Consider the following 18,163-nt stretch of genomic DNA (forward strand, 5'->3'; position numbering starts at 1 on the left):
GGCAGGCCCTCAGCGGGAGCCGACCATGCGCGCGTACACCACGACGTTCCCGTCGTACCCCCGCGCGCGCGTGTAGCCGCCGCCACAGGTGATGACCCGCAGTTCGGGCTCACCGGTGTCGGCGTACACCTGCACCCCGGGGAAGTCGTTCTTCGCGTACACCTCGACCCCGTAGATCTCGAAGACGGCCACTCTGCCGTCGTACCGCTCGACCTCGACGTGCTGGCCCTTCTCCAGAGACCCGAGGCCGTAGAAGACCGCGGGGCCCTGCGCGTTGTCGACGTGGCCGACGACCACGGTGGTGCCGCGCTGGCCGGGGGAGATGCCGTTCTGGTACCAGCCGGCGAGGTTGGCGTCCTCGGGCGGAGGGGCCGCCACCCAGCCGTCGGCGTCCAGGCCCACGTCCATGATCGGGGCCGCCACCCGGATCGCCGGGATCTTGATCCGGGAGGCCGGGGCGAAGGGCAGCGGTTCGAGGCCCTCGGTCGCCGAGTCCGGCGGCGGGGCGACGGGGCGGGCCACCGGCCGTGCCGCGGCGGCGGGTTGCGGGGGCCCGAGCGCGACGTCCACTCCGTTGCGCATCATCGCGATCCCGGACAGCATGGCGAGGGCCAGGACGCCCCAGGGTTGGCGTCTCCTGCGTTCGAAGACGCGGAAGTCCTTCGGGGGCATGGTTCTCCCTTCGTGGCGTCGTCAGAACGGTAAGGGCGGCCGGCCGGACCGTCGCGCCGGACGGTGCGAACGGGTGGAGGCCGCCGCCGGACGGGTGCCGGAGCACGGGGGACGCGGTGCGCGGAGCCGTCCGCGGAGGGCGGTCACTGCGGTGCGCGCCCGGGGCGGACCGACAGAGGACCCGTGACGACAGGCGGGTGACAGGGGGCTGACCCATCCGAGTAATCGTCAGATAAGCAGCTGAGAAGACTCTGACCTGCGGTTCTCCCGCCTCCGAAGGCCCATTTCCCGGCGTGTCGCCTCACCGGGGTGGACCAGCGCCGACATGCACAGCTCGCCACGACTTGTGATGGTTCGTCATGGAAGGCGTACTCGTCGAAACTCCCGGAGCACCGCTTTGGGGCGTCTTCCACTGGAGGTTCAACCATGCGTGCTGCACGCACTCTGGCGGTGACCGCCACCGCAATCGCTGCGGTCGGGCTCGCGGCCCCCCTCGCCGTCGCCACGAACGGGCCGAGCAATGTCCAGGTCAACCCCTTCGACGTCCACGCGGGGTCGACGATCACGATCACCGCCAAGGGGTGCGGTCACGGTGGCACGGTCACGTCCAACGCCTTCCCCACGACCAATCTCTCGGTCAACTCCAACGGGCTCTCCAGCGCCATCGCCCGTGTCCACAACAACGCCACTCCGGGCAGCTACAACCTCGCCGTCAAGTGCAGCGACAACTCCCGTGTGGTCACGCACCCGTTCCGCGTCCTCGCGGGCCGCGGCGCGCAGGGCGGCATCGGCGGCTCGCTGGCGCCCAGCTCCACCGAGATGGCCGTCGGCGGCAGCCTGGTGGCCGCCGCCGCGCTCGGCGGCGGACTCTTCGTCATCCGTCGTCGCCGTGTGACCGGTGCGGGGGTCTGACCGGCCGAACCTCCCGGTCGGCCCGCCATGCCCGTCGCCCCCGAGTCCCTGCCGGGACCCGGGGGTGACGGGCGTGGCGGGGACGCGAGCACCGTTCCGGTCCACAGCCGCCGCTCAGTGGCGACGGCCCGCGGCGGAGCGGCGACGGAACACGTACACACCGCCGGCGGTCGCGGCCAGGACGAGCGCCGCGCCGGCGGCCACTTCGACCGGTTCGAGCCCGCCCACCGAGCCGCCCACACCGCCCTGGACCCCACGCGGGGGAGTGAGCACGGTGGAGGCGATGGTGGGGCTGGCGGTCGGAATGCCGCTGATCGTCAGATCGACGGTGTCCTGTACGCCGCCCGTGCAGTTGAACGACACCGTGTACACGGCGCCGCGCCGGGCGTCCCAGTCCACGGTGGCGGTCGCCGCGGAGTTCGGTGCGATGGTGACGGTGTCGAAGATGCCGGCCGAGGCCGTCGCCGTACTGGCGCAGCCGGGGGCGCTGAGCGTCACCCGGCCGCCGGGGGCGACGACCGAGGGGGACACGACGAAATCGCCCGGTGCTTTGGCCCGCTGGGCCCGCGGGTCGCTTGCGGGGGCACCGTCCGCCGCGAGGGCGGAGGGGGCGGCCAGGGCGAGGGCGGCCGCCCCCAGCAGGGCAGTGGACGCGGCACGTATCGCGCGCATGGTGAATCCTCCGGGTCCCGAGGGGCAGCCGCGGAAGGGGGTTTCCGCCGAATACCTTGCGTGCACCTCGATGACCGAAACGCTAGGAGCGCACTATCACAACCGCGATCCCAGGCGTGCGAATGGGGCACCGGTGTCCCCCGTGCGGCCCATCCGGACGCCTCGCCTCACGGTGTGAGCTGCGGGAACAGATCGGTGAACGGCGCGGCGGTGGCCGAGATGCCCCGACCGAACGGCGCGTCGAAGTCCCAGATGAGGAACAGCAGGAACGCGATCAGCACGCTGAAGAGCCCGGCGAGCAGCAGTTCCCGCCCGGTCCTGCGGATCTGCAGGGTGAAGATCAGGCCGACCGTCACCAGGGCTCCGATGATCAGGCCGAACCACACCACCCCCGGCATGGTCGCCCCCGCGTTCTGCCCGCGTGCCCCCCGGGCGTCGTCGGCCACCGCCACCTGGTCGACCAGGGGCTGGTAGGCCTGGCCCTCGAAGTCGTTGGCCGGCTGGTAGTCCGTGACGCTGCGGCGGACCCGATCCAGGAGCGCGGTGCCCTCCTCGCTCAGCTCGCCCTCCTCGGCCATGTGCGTCCACTCGTCGTTGACGACGTAGCTGACGTACGCCTCGACGTCGGCGCGGATCCGGGCGCGGACGTCCTCCGGATACACCTCGACGCGGGCCGAGATCTCGTGCATGGCCTGCGCCTCCTGCCGCACCGTCTCCTGTGCGGCCCCGCGGGCCTCCCAGACGCCGGCGATGGCCAGACCGAGGACGATCGCGTAGATCACGCCGATCATCATCGTCATGTACTCGATGACGTCCGGTGTTTCGCTGGGATCGTCGTCCTCGCTGATCCGGCGGTTGTTGATGACGACGATCGTGAGCACGACGGCGCACGCGGCGGCCATCGCAAGGGTGAGAACAAGCCATTCAGACATGGGTGACTCCGGAGGAGGGTCAGCGGGAGCGGGGGCGCAGGATGGCGGTCGCGAGGACCGCGGGGGCGATGATCACCAGCGTCATGGTGACGACGGAGGTGCTGTTCTTCGGTTGGGGCCGCGACGTGCGGCGGTAGTGGGGGAGCGCGACGGGTCCCGCGGCCGGCGGCCGCGGTCGCGCGCTCTGCGGGGGAGCGGGCGCGGGCGGGGGCGTCGCGGCCGTCGGGGTGGGCCCCGGAGGCCGCTCCGCGGCGGGCGGTGGAGGGGACGCCGGTTCGGGTCGCGGGGCCGGGGAGGTCACCGGAGGAGACGGTGGCGGCGGCGTCGTCCGTACGGGGGGCGGGGGCGGCACCGGAGCCGGCGGGGGCGGCGGCTCGGGCGTCGGCCGGGGCGCGGGCGTCGTGGGACGCGGCGAAGGTGGCGGCGGCGGGGTGGGCTCGGGCGAACAGGCGCCCGGCCCGATGACCGCCACCGAGGTGTTCGACCCGTCGGGGCCGGTGGTGGCGTAGGCGCAGGAGTCGGCGGCGGCGGGCACGGGTGTGGAGAGCAGCCACACCAGCGCCAGGGCCGCCAGCGGCCGCGCGAGGAGTGATCCGTACAGAGACACGCCGTCGAGCTTGATCACAGACGCGCCGCACCGGGGCGGAATCCCGGGGGATTCGCCGGATGGTGGGGATCTCCTGAGGCGCCGGTTTGACGTTTCGCCGCCCCGGAGGCGGATGCGGAGCAATGCCCGGGTATCGGCGCGCGGTTCGATTCCTGAGGACGGCCGAGTCCGTGCGTTCCGGCCTCCTCGGCGATATCTGTCCGGTTGTCGCCCTGTCGCCGGGGGCGGCGGACGGGGCATCCTTCACCGGCGACCGGGCCCGGCCGCGGCAACGGCCTAGGTACAGGGCGGGACCGGGCGTCCACCGGAGAGAATCACCGTCGGCCGGAGAGCCGACGCACAGTCATATGCACGTGAAAGTGCACGGTCTGAAGGCGTGAACTCTTCGTTCCGAGAGCACGTGCCAATGGCGTGTGACCAAGAACGGACCGCGAATTTCCGTTTCTACTCGCTCTCCCGGCGGGCGATCAGTAGCCTCACCTCGAACACCGGCCGCGAACACATGGCCGCATCCCCCATGGCGACTTGTTGGAGACATTGATGGAGCGTCCCGCCTGGGCTCCGCCGGGTATCGACATTTCGGTGCCGAGCGTGTCCCGTATGTATGACTTCTATCTGGGCGGCTCGCACAATTTCGAAGTGGACCGGGAAGCGGCGCGGAAGGCCATGGAGTTCATGCCTGGCCTGCCCAAGATCATGCAGGCGAACCGTGCCTTCATGCGGCGCGCCGTCCGTCACGCCGTTGACAACGACGTCACCCAGTTCCTGGACATCGGCTCCGGCATACCCACCTTCGGCAACGTGCACGAGGTCGCCCGGGCCGCCGACCCCACCGCACGCGTCGTCTACGTCGACCACGACCCGGTCGCCGTGGCCCACAGCCGTGCCGTCCTGGAGGGCGACGAGGGCGCCGCGGTCGTCGCCGCCGACCTGCGCAAGCCGGCCGACATCCTGTACAGCCCCGAGGTCACCCGACTCCTCGACCTGGACCGGCCCGTGGCCCTGCTCCTCGTCGCCGTCCTGCACTTCCTGGAGGACGAGGACCGGCCGCACGAGGCCGTGAGGGAGCTCCTCGGAGCCCTCGCGCCCGGCAGCCTCGTCGTCCTCACCCACGCCTCGTACGAGGGCATCCCGCTCTCCGAGGAGCAGGCGGGCGGCACCGTCGGGGTCTACCGGAACATCCGCAACCCCCTGGTGATGCGCTCGCGTGACGAGATCGCCCGCTTCCTCGAGGGCACCGAACCGGTCGAGCCCGGTCTCGTCCCGATGCCCCACTGGCGACCGGAGAGCCCGGTCGAGGAGGAGGATCCCTACGCCTTCTCCGGTTTCGCAGGGGTGGGGCGCAAGGCGTGAAGGTCCCGTCGCAGCCGTCCGGCACCGTCGCCGAAGCCGACGGCCCGGAGGACAGACTCAGGCGGTTCGTCACCATCTGGAGCCGCGCGATCTTCCCGGTGACCGCCACCTCCCTGACCCGCACCGAGTTCGAGGGGCATCTGCTGCCGCTGGCCCGCACCCTGTGCGACGCACTGCACGCCAGGCCCTTCGACACCGCCCCGGCCCAGCGCACCGGAGCGGCCCTCGTCGCCGCCCACTGCACCGACCCGGACGCGCTCGGCCGCAGCCTCGGCGTCGTCGACTCGTACCTGGTGCTCTACTGCGGGACCGGTACGGAGTCGGACCTCCCCGCCGAGGAGCTCCGGGCCCGCTGCGCCCGGCTTCAGCACGCGATGGCCACCGGTTACGCGGGGGCCCTGCGCGAGCGGACCCGCGCCGAGCAGGAGGCCATCGCCCGCTCCGCGCTCAGCGCCCGCAGCGCCGCAGAGATCGCCCTGCACGCCACCGAGAGCCGCTTCCGCGCGGTCTTCGACGGGGCCGCCATAGGGATCGGCATCGCCGACCTCGACGGCAACGTCCTGGAGGTCAACGAGACCCTCACCCGCATGTTCGGCGGGATGGAGGGCCAGTTCCGCAGCCGGAACGTCAGCGAGTGGGTCCACCCCGAGGACGGCCCGCACGTCTGGAAGCTGTACGACGAGCTGGTTCGCGGCGACCGGGAGCACTACCGGGTCGAGAAGCCGTACTACCGCGGTGACGGAACGGTTCTCTGGACCAACCTCACCGTCTCCCTCCTCCGGGACGCCGAGGGCAACCCGCAGTACCAGCTGGCCCTCATGGAGGACACCACCGAACGGCGCCTGCTCCATCTGCGCCTGCGGTACGAGGCCACCCACGACGCGCTCACGGGGCTCCCCAACCGGACCCTGTTCTTCGAGCGCCTGGAAAAAGCCCTCGCGCCCGGCGACAACGCCCGCTTCGGCCTCTGCTACCTCGACCTGGACGGCTTCAAGGTCATCAACGACAGCCTCGGCCACTCCACCGGCGACCGGCTGCTCGTCGAGGTCGCCGACCGGCTCCAGAGCTGTGTCACCGGCGCGGGCGAGATGGTGGCCCGGCTCGGCGGCGACGAGTTCGTCGCCCTCACCACCGGCGCCGGCGGGGAACGGGACGTCACCGAACTCGCCGACCGCATCCTCGCGGCCCTCGCCACCCCCCTCCGCATCGACGGCCGCGAACTCACCGTCCGCGGCAGCCTCGGAGTGGTCGAGGGCCCGGCGGGCGAGCGCACTCCGGCCGAGGTGCTGCGCAGCGCCGACATCACCATGTACCGGGCCAAGTCGGCGGGCGGCAACCGCTTCGAACTGGCCGACCCGGAGGCCGACGCCCGCGCCATCACCCGGCACGGACTCACCACGGCCCTGCCGACCGCCCTGGAGCGCGGCGAGTTCTTCATCGAGTACCAGCCGCTCGTCCACCTCGACGACGGCAGCGTGCACGGCGCGGAGGCGCTCGTCCGGTGGTGCCACCCGCAGCACGGCGTGCTCGGCCCCGACCGCTTCATCCCGCTCGCCGAGGACACCGGCCTCATCGTGCCCCTCGGCCGCTGGGTCCTCCAGGAGGCCGTACGCCAGGCCCGCTTCTGGCAGATCCGGCACGCCGACGGCGGCCCGCTGCGGATCAACGTCAACCTCTCCCCGACCCAGCTCCACCACCCCCGCCTGGTCGCCGACACCGTCGACGTCCTGGAACGGTCCGGGCTCGATCCCGGCGCGCTCTGCCTCGAAGTGACCGAATCGGCGCTCATCGGCGCCGACGAGGACCTGCTCAAGCCGCTGCGACAGCTCGCCGAGATGGGCGTGGACATCGCTCTCGACGACTTCGGCACCGGCTACTCGAACCTGGCCAACCTGCGCAGGCTGCCCGTCAGCGTCCTCAAGCTCGACCGCTCCTTCACCCGGGGCATGCAGCAGCACCCGGTGGACCCGGTCGACCTCAAGATCGTCGAGGGCATCGTCTCCCTGGCGCACAGCCTGGAACTCGCCGTCACCGTCGAGGGCGTGGAGACCGGGGCCCAGGCCCGCCAGCTCCGCGAACTCGGCTGCGACACGGCCCAGGGCTGGTACTACGCCCGCCCCGGCGCCCCGGACCGCATCCACTCGCTGCTTCTGGCGGACGCGGTCTGAGGCCCGCGCGTACGAAACCGGCCTCCCCGCGCGAAGCGGGGAGGCCGGGAAGAGGTACGGGGGAGGAAAGCGGAGAGGCTATTTCATTGGAGTGGTGAGAAGGAAGCCTCTCCATGGCCTCGCCCCGGAACGACCGTAACACTCAGACGGGCAGCAGGTCGCGCAGATTTTCCGGGGTGAGCACGCGCGAGCCCGGCGCCAGGCCCTCCGGGCGCTCCAGGCCGATGTAGGTGACCGGGGCGTCCGGCAGCGTACGACCGTCCCACAGTGTCGTCGGCGCCCCCGACTCCGCCAGCAGCGCCACAAGATGACGTACCGTCAGCGGGTTCCGCCCTAGCAGACCGCGCAGCAGCACCGCGATCGACACCCGGTGCTCCTCGACCCGGTTCGCCGACGGCGTGCCCCGCAGGTACAGATGCAGCCAGTGGGCATGCCAGCGGCCCTCCTCGTCCCGCCGGAACGCGAGCGGCAGCGCCACCCGGCCGGGCCCCCGCAGATCCGACTTCATCCGGACGGTCCGCGGCTCGAACGGCCGGCCGCCCTGCTCGGACTCGCGCAGCATGAAGCCGAAGAAGCACTCCGCCGCTTCGTCGAAGCCCTCGCCCGAGAAGACGTGCACCTGCGGCACGACGAAGGTGCCGCGCACCGCCCCCAGCCGCAGATCGATGAACTCGGATGCCCCGTCGGGCGCTTCCGTGATGTCGCCGGAGTGCTTGCCCTCGACGTCGGTCAGCGCCGTGTACGAGAGCCAGGTGACCGTCGCGTAGTTGTCGTCCAGGACGAGCGCGGACAGATCGTGGTCGGTGGTGCGAGCGGCCTCCCTCCAGTACGTGAAGAAGCGCAGCAGCTCGCCCTCGACCGGTGAGACGGAGCCGCGCGGCAGGACGCCGAGCCCCGCCGAGGCCGCCCGGCCGCTCAACGGCAGGGCCACGTCCAGGACGTCGGGGTCGATCAGGAGGTGCCCGGGGTCCGGCAGCCGGCGCCGGGTCTCCGCGTCGAGCACCTCGACGAGCCGCTCGCGGGCGGCGTCCGGCAGCGGCGGGCGCGTGTCGGCGGCGACCCAGGCCCTGCCCTCCCGGTTCACGAACACGCGCCGCTCCCGGCTCTCGCCCGCGCGGTTCCCGACGTGCTCGCGCACCGACAGGACGACCCGGCCCGACACCTCGGGCGCGGCCCGCTCGGCGGCCGCGAGCACGGCATCCCGCTCCTTGCCCTCCACCGCGCCTCGCAGCAGCCGGTCCAGGGCGCGGAACAGGCGCCCCGGGGCCGCCGAGGCCAGCAGCTCGGCCGCGGCCGCGACATCACCCCCTCCGAGCATCTCCTCCACGCGGCTGTCCAACGACGGTGCCTTCCGCTCGCCCCGAGCCACGGCGAACACCTCGGCGGCGTGCGGCCAGTGCGGGTACTCGTGAGGGTGCAGCCGCTCCCCGAGCCGCTTCCAGGCCTCCCCGTGCGCGGACACGTCCGACAGTTTGGCCGGGGACGCGGCCACGAGCGCGTCGAGCCCCGCGAGCAACAGGCGGCGGTGCGGGCGGGACAGGGCACGGAAACGGGTGGGCTCGCGCAGGGTGACATCGCCCTCCGCCAGGGCGCAGGCCAGCCGCAGGACGTCGGTCACGGTGTCGAGCAGCGGGGGCGCGCCCGTCCGCAGCCGGGCCCGGTTGACGACGGCGCGGTTCTCCCGGACCGGGATGCTCCCGGGCTGGGGCCCGTCCGCGCCGTTCTCGGCGAGCAGGGCGAGATCGCGCAGGTGCTCCTCGCCGAGCGGGGTGGGGCTGCCGGCCAGGGCCAGATAGAGCTCCGTGACCTCGGCCTCCACGTCCCCGCCCAGGTGCAGCACCGTCAGCCGGTCACCGGCCGCCGCGATCAGCTCGTCGTGCACGGCGAGCATCTCCTCGTACGTGTGGCGGTATCGGCCGTACGAGGGGAGGGTCAGCAGGTCGAGGACGCCGGCGCGCAGCCGGTCGACCGCCCCCGCGCGCGCGTCGCCGTCCTCGATCGCGTCGGCGACGCACGCCATCCAGAAGTCGAGCGTGTCCGGCACGTTGGCCGGGAAGTCGACGAAGTAGACGTTGTGCCGCACGTGGTCGCCGACGAGCTCGCGGACCGTGGCCAGGGTCCGGACGGCGGTGTCGACGACCGCCGGCTCCGCGCATCCCGACAGGCGCTCGAAGAGCTCGGCCGAGAGCTTGAACCCCGCGGTCATCAGGGCCGCGTCGAACCGGCGCGCGGCCGAGGCCCCGTCCCCGGCCGGACCGGTGGGGGAGGGGAGGCGGAGGGTGTGCCGGACGACCAGATGTTCGAGCGCGTGGACCATACGGGCATGCTCGCAGCCCCCGATGCACCGCCGCACGCGGATTTCGGGCGGGCCGCCCGCCCCGGCCGCCCCGGCCGCCCCAGCGGGCCGGGGGCTCCGCCCGGCTCCCTCGCTAGGCCCTAGCTCTCCCCGCCACGCCCCCGCGCGAGGCCAGCAGCATCCGCTGGAGTTCCCGCGCCGCCCGTGGAGGCGCGACATCGCTCCGGTGCGCCAGGGCGATGGTCCGCCGCAGCCCCGGCCGGGCGAGTGCGGTCACCCGCAGGTCCCGGCCCGCGCGCGCCGCCACCATCGCGGGGACGACCGCGAGCCCGAGTCCGGCCCGTACGAAACCGAGGACCGCGTCCAGCTCGCCGCCCTCCACCGTGAACGTCGGCTCGAAGCCCTCGGCCCGGCAGGCCGCCACGGTCAGTTCCCGCAGGTCGTAGCCGTGCCGGAACATCACGAGCGGCTGGTCCCTGAGGTCCGTGACGCGCACCGGGCGGCGTGGCGCCGGGGCCGAGGCGGACGAGACGACCACCAGGTCCTCGTGGAGCAGCTCGACGGTCGTCAGGGCCGGTGACGGGGTCGGCAGAGGCAGCACCACGAGCGCCAGGTCGAGGGCCCCACGGGCCAGCTCCCGTACGAGGTCGTGCGAGCCGCCCTCCTCGATCAGGAGCTCGATCCCAGGGTGCAGGTCGTGGAAGGCCCGGAGCACGTCCGGCAGGAGTCCGGTGCACAGGCTCGGGGTCGCGCCGAGCCGCACCCGGCCCCGCTTGAGCTGGGCCAGCTCCTGCACCTCGATCCGGGCCGTCTCCGTGTCCGCGAGGATGCGGCGCGCGAGCGGCAGCAGGGCCTCGCCCGCGTCGGTGAGGGTGATGTTGCCCCGGGCGCGGCTGAACAGCTCGGCGCCCAACTCCTGTTCCAGGGCCTTGATCTGCTGGGAGAGCGAGGGCTGCGAGACATGGACGCGTTCCGCGGCCCGGGTGAAGTGACGGGTCTCGGTCACGGCGACGAAGTAGAGGAGCTGCTGGAACTGCATGGCTCCACCCTAGGCGACAAAGATAGGTAGCGCCTATCGATATCAGCCAGACCATGTCTTGGACCTCTCGGACTCACGGCCCTAGCGTCATGCACATGGCTCTGGCACCCACGAGGGACCGGACGACGGGCCGCCCGCCGTCCCCCACACCGTCACGCGGATTCCTGTCATCGACCCTCGGCAAGAAGACGGTCATGGCCGTCAGCGGGCTGATCATGCTCGGCTACCTCGTCGCACACGTCGCGGGCAACCTCAAGGTCTTCTTCGGCCCCGAGGAGTTCAACGCCTACGGCCACTGGCTGCGGGTCATGGGCGCTCCCGTACTGCACCACGAGTGGGCCCTCTGGCTCGTCCGGATCGCGCTCCTCACCGCCGTCGTCGCCCACGCCGTCTGCGCGTACCAGCTCAGCCGCCGCGACCTGAAGGCCCGCCCGACCGCGTACGTCCACCGCCGCAGGCGCTCCTCCTACGCCACCCGCACCATGCGCTGGGGCGGGATCATCCTTGCCCTCTTCATCGTCTGGCACGTCCTCGACCTCACCACCGGCACCGCCCACCCCGGCGGCTTCGAGGAGGGGAGGCCCTACCAGAACGTCGTCGACACCTTCTCCACCTGGTACGGCAACGTCATCTACATCGTCGCCATGCTCGCCGTCGGCCTCCACGTCCGCCACGGCTTCTGGAGCGCCGCCCAGACCCTCGGCGTCGGGAGCGCCCGTCGTGAGCGCCTCGTCAGGGGCCTCGCGAACACCCTCGCGCTCGCGCTCACCGCGGGCTTCGTCTCCGTCCCCGTCGCCGTCATGACCGGAGTGGTGAGTTGACCATGAGCTACCTCGACCACACCGTCGGCGAGCCGATCGCCGACACCAAGGCCCCCGCAGGGCCCATCGCCGAACGCTGGGACACCCGCCGCTTCCAGGCCAGGCTGGTCAACCCCGCCAACCGCCGCAAGCACCGGATCATCGTCGTCGGCACGGGCCTCGCCGGCGGCTCCGCCGGCGCCACCCTCGCGGAACAGGGCTACCACGTCGTCCAGTTCTGCTTCCAGGACTCCCCGCGACGCGCCCACTCCATCGCCGCCCAGGGCGGCATCAACGCCGCGAAGAACTACCGCAACGACGGCGACTCCGTCCACCGCCTCTTCTACGACACCGTCAAGGGCGGCGATTTCCGGGCCCGCGAGTCCAACGTCCACCGCCTCGCCCAGATCTCCGTCGAGATCATCGACCAGTGCGTCGCCCAGGGCGTCCCCTTCGCCCGCGAGTACGGCGGACTCCTCGACACCCGCTCCTTCGGCGGCGTCCAGGTCTCCCGCACCTTCTACGCCCGCGGCCAGACCGGCCAGCAGCTCCTCCTCGGCGCCTACCAGGCCCTCTCCCGGCAGATCGCCGCCGGGAACGTCGAGATGCACGCCCGGACGGAGATGCTCGACCTCGTCGTCGTCGACGGACGCGCCCGCGGCATCGTCGCCCGCGACCTGATCACGGGCGAGATCTCCACCCACTACGCGGACGCGGTGGTCCTCGCCAGCGGCGGCTACGGCAACGTCTTCTACCTGTCGACCAACGCCATGAACTCCAACGCGACCGCCGTCTGGCGGGCCCACCGGCGCGGCGCGTACTTCGCCAACCCCTGCTTCACCCAGATCCACCCCACCTGCATCCCGCGCACCGGGGAGCACCAGTCCAAGCTGACCCTGATGAGCGAGTCCCTCCGCAACGACGGACGCATCTGGGTCCCCAAGGCGAAGGGCGACACCCGCGCCGCCGCCGACATCCCCGAGGACGAGCGCGACTACTACCTGGAGCGGATCTACCCCTCCTTCGGCAACCTCGTCCCCCGCGACATCGCCTCCCGCGCCGCCAAGAACGTCTGCGACGAGGGGCGCGGCGTGGGCCCTGGCGGCCAGGGCGTCTACCTCGACTTCGCGGACGCGATCCGCCGTATGGGCCGGGGAGCGGTCGAGGAGAAGTACGGCAACCTCTTCGAGATGTACGAGCGGATCACCGCGGAGAACCCGTACGAGGTCCCCATGCGGATCTACCCCGCCGTCCACTACACGATGGGGGGACTCTGGGTCGACTACGACCTCCAGACCACCGTCCCCGGCCTCTTCGCCGTCGGCGAGGCCAACTTCTCCGACCACGGAGCCAACCGGCTCGGCGCCTCCGCGCTCATGCAGGGCCTCGCCGACGGCTACTTCGTCCTCCCCGCCACCATCAACGACTACCTCGCCCGCCACCCGCACACCGAGCCCGTCACCGACGCCCACCCGGCCGTACGGGAGGCGCTCGCCGAGACCGAGGACCGGCTGAACCTCCTCCTCGCCGTCGACGGCGACCGCACCCCCGACTCCTTCCACCGCGAACTCGGCGAACTCATGTGGGAGTACTGCGGAATGGCCCGCACGGAATCCGGGCTCCGCACCGCCCTCGCCCGGATCCCCGAGATCCGCGCGGAGTTCTGGCAGCGCGTCAAGGTCCCGGGGACGGGCGCGGAGTTCAACCAGTCCCTGGAGAAGGCCAACCGCGTCGTCGACTACCCGGAGCTCGCCGAGCTCATGTGTCTCGACGCACTCCACCGCGCCGAGTCCTGCGGCGGCCACTTCCGCGAGGAGTCACAGACCGCCGAGGGCGAAGCGGCCCGCCGTGACGAGGAGTTCACGTACGCGGCGGCCTGGGAGTTCAACGACGGCGCGGCCCCCGTCCTCCACAAGGAGGACCTCACCTTCGAATACGTCCACCCCACCCAGCGGAGCTACGCATGAGGCTCACCCTGCGCGTCTGGCGCCAGCGCGACGCCGACGCCCCCGGCGCCATGTCCACCTACGACGTCGACGGCATCTCCGCCGACATGTCCTTCCTGGAGATGCTCGACACCCTCAACGAGGACCTCATCCTGCGCGGCGAGGACCCCGTGGCCTTCGACCACGACTGCCGCGAGGGGATCTGCGGCGCGTGCAGCCTCGTCATCAACGGTGACGCGCACGGGCCCGAACGGACCACCACCTGCCAGCTCCACATGCGCGCGTTCCGCGACGGCGACACCATCGACGTCGAACCCTGGCGCGCCTCCGCCTTCCCCGTCGTCAAGGACCTCGTCGTCGACCGCTCCGCCTTCGACCGCGTCATCCAGGCCGGCGGCTACATCACCGCCCCCACCGGCGCGGCCCCCGAGGCCCACGCGACCCCCGTCCCCAAGGCGGACGCGGACTCGGCCTTCGAGCACGCGGAGTGCATCGGCTGCGGCGCGTGCGTGGCGGCCTGCCCCAACGGCTCGGCGATGCTCTTCACCTCCGCCAAGATCAACCACCTGAACGTCCTCCCCCAGGGCTCTCCCGAGCGCGAGACCAGGGTCCTCGACATGGTGGCCCAGATGGACGCGGAGGGCTTCGGCGGCTGCACCCTGACGGGCGAGTGCGCGACGGCCTGCCCGAAGGGCATCCCGCTGCCGTCGATCGCGGCCATGAACAAGGAGTGGCTGCGGGCGCAGCGGAAGGCCGGCCGCGGCTGAGACCGGATCCGGACAGTCTGACGGCGTGGGCTCTGCCACACGCGGCACCCCGGAGCGAAAGATCGTTCACAGAAAGATCACTTTCTCCGTAAGATCTTCGCTTCCGGGCGCTCCTGCCCGTCGCGACAGCAAGATCAACTCCGTTCAACTCTGTACATTTCATGGCATGTTGTCCACTTCGCGGCCAACCGTCCGCCGGCGATTTCCGCCTCGACGACACCCCCCGGTACTGATGGAGAGAGCCGGGGGCATATGACCAAACCCCCGGTCGTACCGACCATCTGGGGGTTTCATGTCCAGCATCACCCGCCGCCGGGCCCTCGGCGTCGCGGCAGGCGCCGCGGGCGCCGCCGCCGGCGTCGCCCTGGCCGGCTCCGCCGTCGCCGCCGCTCCACGGGCCGCCGCTCCCGCGTCCGGCCCGGCCCCGGCCGCCTTCGACGAGGTCTACCAGGGCCGCCGCATCAAGGGCGGACCCTCGCACGGGGGCGGTCACCACGGGGGACACCACGGAGGCGGCTACTCCGTGACGATCGACGGTCAGGAACTGCACGTCATGCGGAACGCCGACGGCACCTGGATCAGCGTGATCAACCACTACGAGCCGGTGGCCACGCCCAAGGCGCTGGCCCGCGCGGCCGTCCGCGAACTCCAGGGCGCTCCGCTCGTACCTCTCACCCTCGCCTGACCGACCCAGGAGCGGCACACCGTCATGACCGTACGCAAGAACCAGGCCACCCTCACCGCCGACGAGAAGCGGCGCTTCGTCAACGCCCTCCTGGAGCTCAAGCGCTCCGGGCGGTACGACACCTTCGTCACCACGCACAACGCCTTCATCATGGGCGACACCGACACCGGCGACCGCGTCGGCCACCGGTCGCCGTCGTTCCTGCCCTGGCACCGGCGCTTCCTCATAGAGTTCGAGGAGGCGCTGCGCTCCGTCGACCCGACCGTCACCCTGCCCTACTGGGACTGGACGGTCGACCGCACCTCTCGTTCCTCGCTCTGGGCGCCCGACTTCCTCGGCGGCACCGGACGCGCCCGCGACGGCCAGGTCACGGACGGCCCGTTCGCCCGGAGCGCCAACCGCTGGGCGATCACCGTCCGGGTCGACGGACGCGACTACCTCCGGCGCGACCTCGGCGCCGGCGGCCGTCAGCTCCCCACCCGCGCGGAGGTCGACTCCGTCCTCGCCATGGAGACCTATGACACCGCCCCCTGGAACAGCTCCTCGGACGGCTTCCGCAACCACCTCGAAGGCTGGCGCGGGGTGAACCTCCACAACCGCGTCCATGTCTGGGTCGGTGGCCAGATGGGCACCGGAGTCTCCCCCAACGACCCCGTGTTCTGGCTGCACCACGCCTTCGTCGACAAGCTGTGGGCCGACTGGCAGGCCCGCCACCCCGGGTCCACCTACCTGCCGGCCGCGGGCACAGCGAACGTCGTCGACCTCGGCGACACCATGCGCCCGTGGAACGACGTGACCCCGGCGGACATGCTGGACCACACCCGCCACTACACGTTCGACACGGCGGCCTGACCCGCCGGGCGTACCTCAGCTCCGTCCGGCGGGTTCCAGGGCCCGGGCCAGATACGGCGCGGTGCGGCTCTCCGCCGCCCGCGCCACCTCGGCCGGCGGACCCGCCGCCACGATCCGTCCGCCCTCGTCCCCGCCGCCCGGTCCCAGGTCGACGACCCAGTCGGCGGTCGCGACGACGTCCATGTCGTGCTCGACGACGATCACCGAGTGCCCCGCGTCCACGAGGCCGTGGAGCTGGCGCATCAGCACCTCGACATCGGCCGGGTGCAGGCCCGTCGTCGGCTCGTCGAGGACGTACAGGGTGGGGGAGCGGTGCGGTCGCTGGAGTTCGGAGGCGAGTTTGATGCGCTGGGCCTCGCCGCCGGACAGTTCGGTGGCGGGCTGTCCCAGCCGCAGGTACCCGAGGCCGACGTCGAGGAGGGCGCCCAGGCTCCGGGCGGCGGCCGGGACGTCCTCGAAGAAGCCGGCGGCGGACTCGACGGTGAGGTCGAGGACCTCGGCGATGGTGAGGCCCCGCAGCCGCACCTGGAGGGTCTCCGGGTTGTAGCGGGCGCCGTGGCAGTCGGGGCACGGCGCGTACGTGCTCGGCAGGAAGAGGAGCTCCACCGACACGAAGCCCTCGCCCTGGCAGGTCTCGCAGCGGCCGCCGGGCACGTTGAAGGAGAAACGGCCCGCCTTGTAGCCGCGTGCCCGCGCCTCCTCGGTCTCCGTGAACAGCTTGCGCACGACGTCGAACAGACCCGTGTACGTGGCGAGGTTGGAGCGGGGTGTACGGCCGATCGGCCGCTGGTCGACCGTCACCAGCCGTCCGGCCTCCGACAGTTCCTCGGTGAGCGCACCGACGAGCGTCGACTTCCCGGAGCCGGACACGCCCGTGACGGCGGTCAGGACGCCGACGGGGAAGGCCGCGTCGACCGCCCGCAGGTTGTGCCGGGTGACCGGCCCGGTCCGCAGCCACCCGGCGGGCTCCCGCACCGCACGCGCGGGCGCGGGCGCCCGGTCGAAGAGGAAGCGCCGGGTCGCGGACGCCTCGACGTCCGCGAGGCCTTCCGGCGGGCCGCTGTGCAGCACACGCCCGCCGTGCACGCCGGCACGCGGACCGACGTCCACCAGCCAGTCGGCGTGCCGGATGACATCGAGGTGGTGCTCGACGACGAAGACGGAGTTCCCGGCCGCCTTGAGCCGGCCGAGGACGACGAGCAGCGCCTCGGTGTCGGCCGGGTGCAGACCGGCGGACGGCTCGTCGAGGACGTACACGACGCCGAAGAGACCGGAGCGCAGCTGCGTCGCGAGCCGCAGTCGCTGGAGCTCGCCGTTGGAGAGCGTGGGGGTGGCGCGGTCCAGGCTGAGGTAGCCCAGGCCGAGTTCGGTCACCGTCGCGATCCGGGCGGCGAGGTCCTCGGTGAGGACGCGCGCGGTCTCCGTGTCGTGTGCCGGTGACGCGGCTCCCTCGGTGAGGAGTCCGGCGAGGGCCGTCAGCGGCAGCGCGGCGAGGTCGGCGATGGTCCTGCCCGCGAAGGTCACCGCGAGCGCCTCGGGCCGCAGCCGTCCACCGCCGCAGACCGGGCAGGGGGCGCTGGTGAGGAAGCGTTCCGCCTTGGTGCGCAGGGTCGGGCTCTTCGAGTCGGAGAACGTGCGCAGGACATGGCGCCGGGCGCTCATGTAGGTGCCCTGGTAGGGGCGCTGGATGCGGTCGGCGTCCCGTACCGGATGGACGGTGACGACCGGCTGTTCGTCCGTGAAGAGGATCCACTCCCGGTCCTTCGCGTCGAGCTCGCGCCAGGGCCGGTCGACGTCGTACCCGAGGGTGTCGAGGACGTCCCGCAGGTTCTTGCCCTGCCAGGCGCCCGGCCAGGCGGCGATGGCGCCCTGCCGGATCGACAGTTCCGGGTCGGGTACGAGCAGTTCCTCGCTGGTCTCGTGGACCCGTCCGAGGCCGTGGCAGGAAGGGCAGGCGCCCGCCGCCGTGTTGGGGGAGAAGGCGTCGGAGTCGAGCCGCCCGGCGCCCTCCGGGTAGCGGCCCGCCCGGGAGAACAGCATGCGCAGGGAGTTGGAGAGGGTGGTCACCGTACCGACGGAGGAGCGGGCGTTCGGCGAGGACCTGCGCTGTTCGAGGGAGACCGCGGGCGGCAGCCCGGTGATCTCCCCGACCGCGGGCGCACCCACCTGGTGGATCAGCCGTCGCGCGTACGGGGCCACCGACTCGAAGTAGCGCCGCTGGGCCTCCGCGTAGATCGTTCCGAAGGCGAGGGACGACTTGCCGGAACCGGAGACCCCCGTGAAGACGACCAGCGCGTCCCGGGGGATGTCGACGTCCACCCCGGCGAGATTGTGCTCACGGGCGCCGCGGACACGGACGTACGGATCAAGGGAGCGGTCATACATCCGTCGGTCCACTTCTGTACTGATCGAGCGCTGGTCTCCCGCTCCGCCGGCCAGGAGCGACGTCCCAGTCTGTCAGG

The 18,163-nt window shown here is 72.1% G+C and carries 15 protein-coding genes; 8 read left to right on the forward strand and 7 right to left on the reverse strand.

The genetic code is table 11. The annotated features are described in order from the left end of the window. Positions 1-9: 9 nt before the first annotated feature. Entirely contained in the window at positions 10-672 is a 663-nt protein-coding gene (locus ACFVYX_RS26275) for a class F sortase (protein WP_389683953.1), read from the reverse strand. A gap of 426 nt (positions 673-1,098) precedes the next feature. On the opposite strand from ACFVYX_RS26275, the gene ACFVYX_RS26280 reads away from it, so the two are divergent. Further along, positions 1,099-1,584, forward strand: a complete 486-nt coding sequence (locus ACFVYX_RS26280; protein WP_389683954.1) for a hypothetical protein — start codon at positions 1,099-1,101, stop codon at positions 1,582-1,584. Positions 1,585-1,698: 114 nt separating this feature from the next. Here the strand turns inward: ACFVYX_RS26280 and ACFVYX_RS26285 are convergent, their stop codons facing one another. From ACFVYX_RS26285 to ACFVYX_RS26295, 3 genes are all read right to left on the reverse strand, one after another. Continuing rightward, the gene (locus tag ACFVYX_RS26285) at positions 1,699-2,256 is read right to left on the reverse strand and encodes a hypothetical protein (RefSeq protein ID WP_389683955.1); all 558 of its coding nucleotides are present in this window, start codon (positions 2,254-2,256) and stop codon (positions 1,699-1,701) included. A gap of 167 nt (positions 2,257-2,423) precedes the next feature. Further along, complete coding sequence (locus ACFVYX_RS26290; RefSeq protein ID WP_389683956.1) at positions 2,424-3,188, reverse strand: hypothetical protein; 765 nt, start codon at positions 3,186-3,188, stop codon at positions 2,424-2,426. 19 nt (positions 3,189-3,207) lie between these two features. Further along, positions 3,208-3,795 (reverse strand): hypothetical protein, encoded by a 588-nt coding sequence (locus ACFVYX_RS26295; protein WP_389683957.1) that lies wholly within the window; start codon positions 3,793-3,795, stop codon positions 3,208-3,210. Between the two features lie 540 nt (positions 3,796-4,335). Here ACFVYX_RS26295 and ACFVYX_RS26300 point away from each other — a divergent pair. Then, positions 4,336-5,148: an SAM-dependent methyltransferase gene (locus tag ACFVYX_RS26300; RefSeq protein ID WP_389683958.1), complete on the forward strand. Its 813-nt coding sequence runs from the start codon at positions 4,336-4,338 to the stop codon at positions 5,146-5,148. After that, a complete protein-coding gene (locus tag ACFVYX_RS26305; RefSeq protein WP_389683959.1) occupies positions 5,145-7,316 on the forward strand; it encodes a putative bifunctional diguanylate cyclase/phosphodiesterase in 2,172 nt (723 codons plus the stop codon). The genes ACFVYX_RS26300 and ACFVYX_RS26305 overlap by 4 nt, the downstream gene beginning before the upstream one ends. 142 nt (positions 7,317-7,458) lie before the next feature. On the opposite strand, the gene ACFVYX_RS26310 is transcribed toward ACFVYX_RS26305, so the two are convergent. Beyond that, the gene (locus ACFVYX_RS26310) at positions 7,459-9,633 is read right to left on the reverse strand and encodes a hypothetical protein (protein ID WP_389683960.1); all 2,175 of its coding nucleotides are present in this window, start codon (positions 9,631-9,633) and stop codon (positions 7,459-7,461) included. A 112-nt stretch (positions 9,634-9,745) separates the two neighbouring features. Then, entirely contained in the window at positions 9,746-10,651 is a 906-nt protein-coding gene (locus ACFVYX_RS26315) for a LysR family transcriptional regulator (protein WP_389683961.1), read from the reverse strand. 95 nt (positions 10,652-10,746) lie between these two features. Between ACFVYX_RS26315 and ACFVYX_RS26320 the strand changes: the two genes are divergently transcribed. The 5 genes from ACFVYX_RS26320 to ACFVYX_RS26340 all read left to right on the forward strand — a co-directional run bounded on the left by ACFVYX_RS26320 (position 10,747) and on the right by ACFVYX_RS26340 (position 15,701). After that, on the forward strand, positions 10,747-11,472 hold the full coding sequence (locus ACFVYX_RS26320; RefSeq protein ID WP_389683962.1) for a succinate dehydrogenase: 726 nt from the start codon (positions 10,747-10,749) through the stop codon (positions 11,470-11,472). A 2-nt stretch (positions 11,473-11,474) separates the two neighbouring features. Then, positions 11,475-13,418, forward strand: a complete 1,944-nt coding sequence (locus tag ACFVYX_RS26325) for a fumarate reductase/succinate dehydrogenase flavoprotein subunit (RefSeq protein WP_389683963.1) — start codon at positions 11,475-11,477, stop codon at positions 13,416-13,418. After that, a complete protein-coding gene (locus ACFVYX_RS26330; protein WP_389683964.1) occupies positions 13,415-14,164 on the forward strand; it encodes a succinate dehydrogenase/fumarate reductase iron-sulfur subunit in 750 nt (249 codons plus the stop codon). The genes ACFVYX_RS26325 and ACFVYX_RS26330 overlap by 4 nt, the downstream gene beginning before the upstream one ends. A gap of 292 nt (positions 14,165-14,456) precedes the next feature. Continuing rightward, positions 14,457-14,849, forward strand: a complete 393-nt coding sequence (locus ACFVYX_RS26335) for a tyrosinase cofactor (protein WP_389683965.1) — start codon at positions 14,457-14,459, stop codon at positions 14,847-14,849. Between the two features lie 24 nt (positions 14,850-14,873). After that, complete coding sequence (locus tag ACFVYX_RS26340) at positions 14,874-15,701, forward strand: tyrosinase family protein (protein ID WP_389683966.1); 828 nt, start codon at positions 14,874-14,876, stop codon at positions 15,699-15,701. Between the two features lie 15 nt (positions 15,702-15,716). Here the strand turns inward: ACFVYX_RS26340 and ACFVYX_RS26345 are convergent, their stop codons facing one another. Next, positions 15,717-18,086, reverse strand: coding sequence for an ATP-binding cassette domain-containing protein (locus ACFVYX_RS26345; RefSeq protein ID WP_389683967.1), 2,370 nt, complete (start codon positions 18,084-18,086; stop codon positions 15,717-15,719). Positions 18,087-18,163 lie beyond the last annotated feature (77 nt).

The sequence above is a fragment of the Streptomyces sp. NPDC058326 genome (assembly GCF_042879855.1).
Taxonomy (GTDB): Bacteria; Actinomycetota; Actinomycetes; order Streptomycetales; family Streptomycetaceae; genus Streptomyces.

Excerpts from the sequence above, each read along its gene's own strand:
- ACFVYX_RS26330 (WP_389683964.1), top strand. The coding sequence starts at position 13,415 with ATGAGGCTCACCCTGCGCGTCTGGCGCCAGCGCGACGCCGACGCCCCC.
- ACFVYX_RS26340 (WP_389683966.1), top strand. The coding sequence starts at position 14,874 with ATGACCGTACGCAAGAACCAGGCCACCCTCACCGCCGACGAGAAGCGG.
- ACFVYX_RS26325 (WP_389683963.1), top strand. The coding sequence starts at position 11,475 with ATGAGCTACCTCGACCACACCGTCGGCGAGCCGATCGCCGACACCAAG.
- ACFVYX_RS26290 (WP_389683956.1), bottom strand. The coding sequence starts at position 3,188 with ATGTCTGAATGGCTTGTTCTCACCCTTGCGATGGCCGCCGCGTGCGCC.
- ACFVYX_RS26280 (WP_389683954.1), top strand. The coding sequence starts at position 1,099 with ATGCGTGCTGCACGCACTCTGGCGGTGACCGCCACCGCAATCGCTGCG.
- ACFVYX_RS26315 (WP_389683961.1), bottom strand. The coding sequence starts at position 10,651 with ATGCAGTTCCAGCAGCTCCTCTACTTCGTCGCCGTGACCGAGACCCGT.
- ACFVYX_RS26285 (WP_389683955.1), bottom strand. The coding sequence starts at position 2,256 with ATGCGCGCGATACGTGCCGCGTCCACTGCCCTGCTGGGGGCGGCCGCC.
- ACFVYX_RS26300 (WP_389683958.1), top strand. The coding sequence starts at position 4,336 with ATGGAGCGTCCCGCCTGGGCTCCGCCGGGTATCGACATTTCGGTGCCG.
- ACFVYX_RS26335 (WP_389683965.1), top strand. The coding sequence starts at position 14,457 with ATGTCCAGCATCACCCGCCGCCGGGCCCTCGGCGTCGCGGCAGGCGCC.
- ACFVYX_RS26320 (WP_389683962.1), top strand. The coding sequence starts at position 10,747 with ATGGCTCTGGCACCCACGAGGGACCGGACGACGGGCCGCCCGCCGTCC.
- ACFVYX_RS26345 (WP_389683967.1), bottom strand. The coding sequence starts at position 18,086 with ATGTATGACCGCTCCCTTGATCCGTACGTCCGTGTCCGCGGCGCCCGT.
- ACFVYX_RS26310 (WP_389683960.1), bottom strand. The coding sequence starts at position 9,633 with ATGGTCCACGCGCTCGAACATCTGGTCGTCCGGCACACCCTCCGCCTC.
- ACFVYX_RS26275 (WP_389683953.1), bottom strand. The coding sequence starts at position 672 with ATGCCCCCGAAGGACTTCCGCGTCTTCGAACGCAGGAGACGCCAACCC.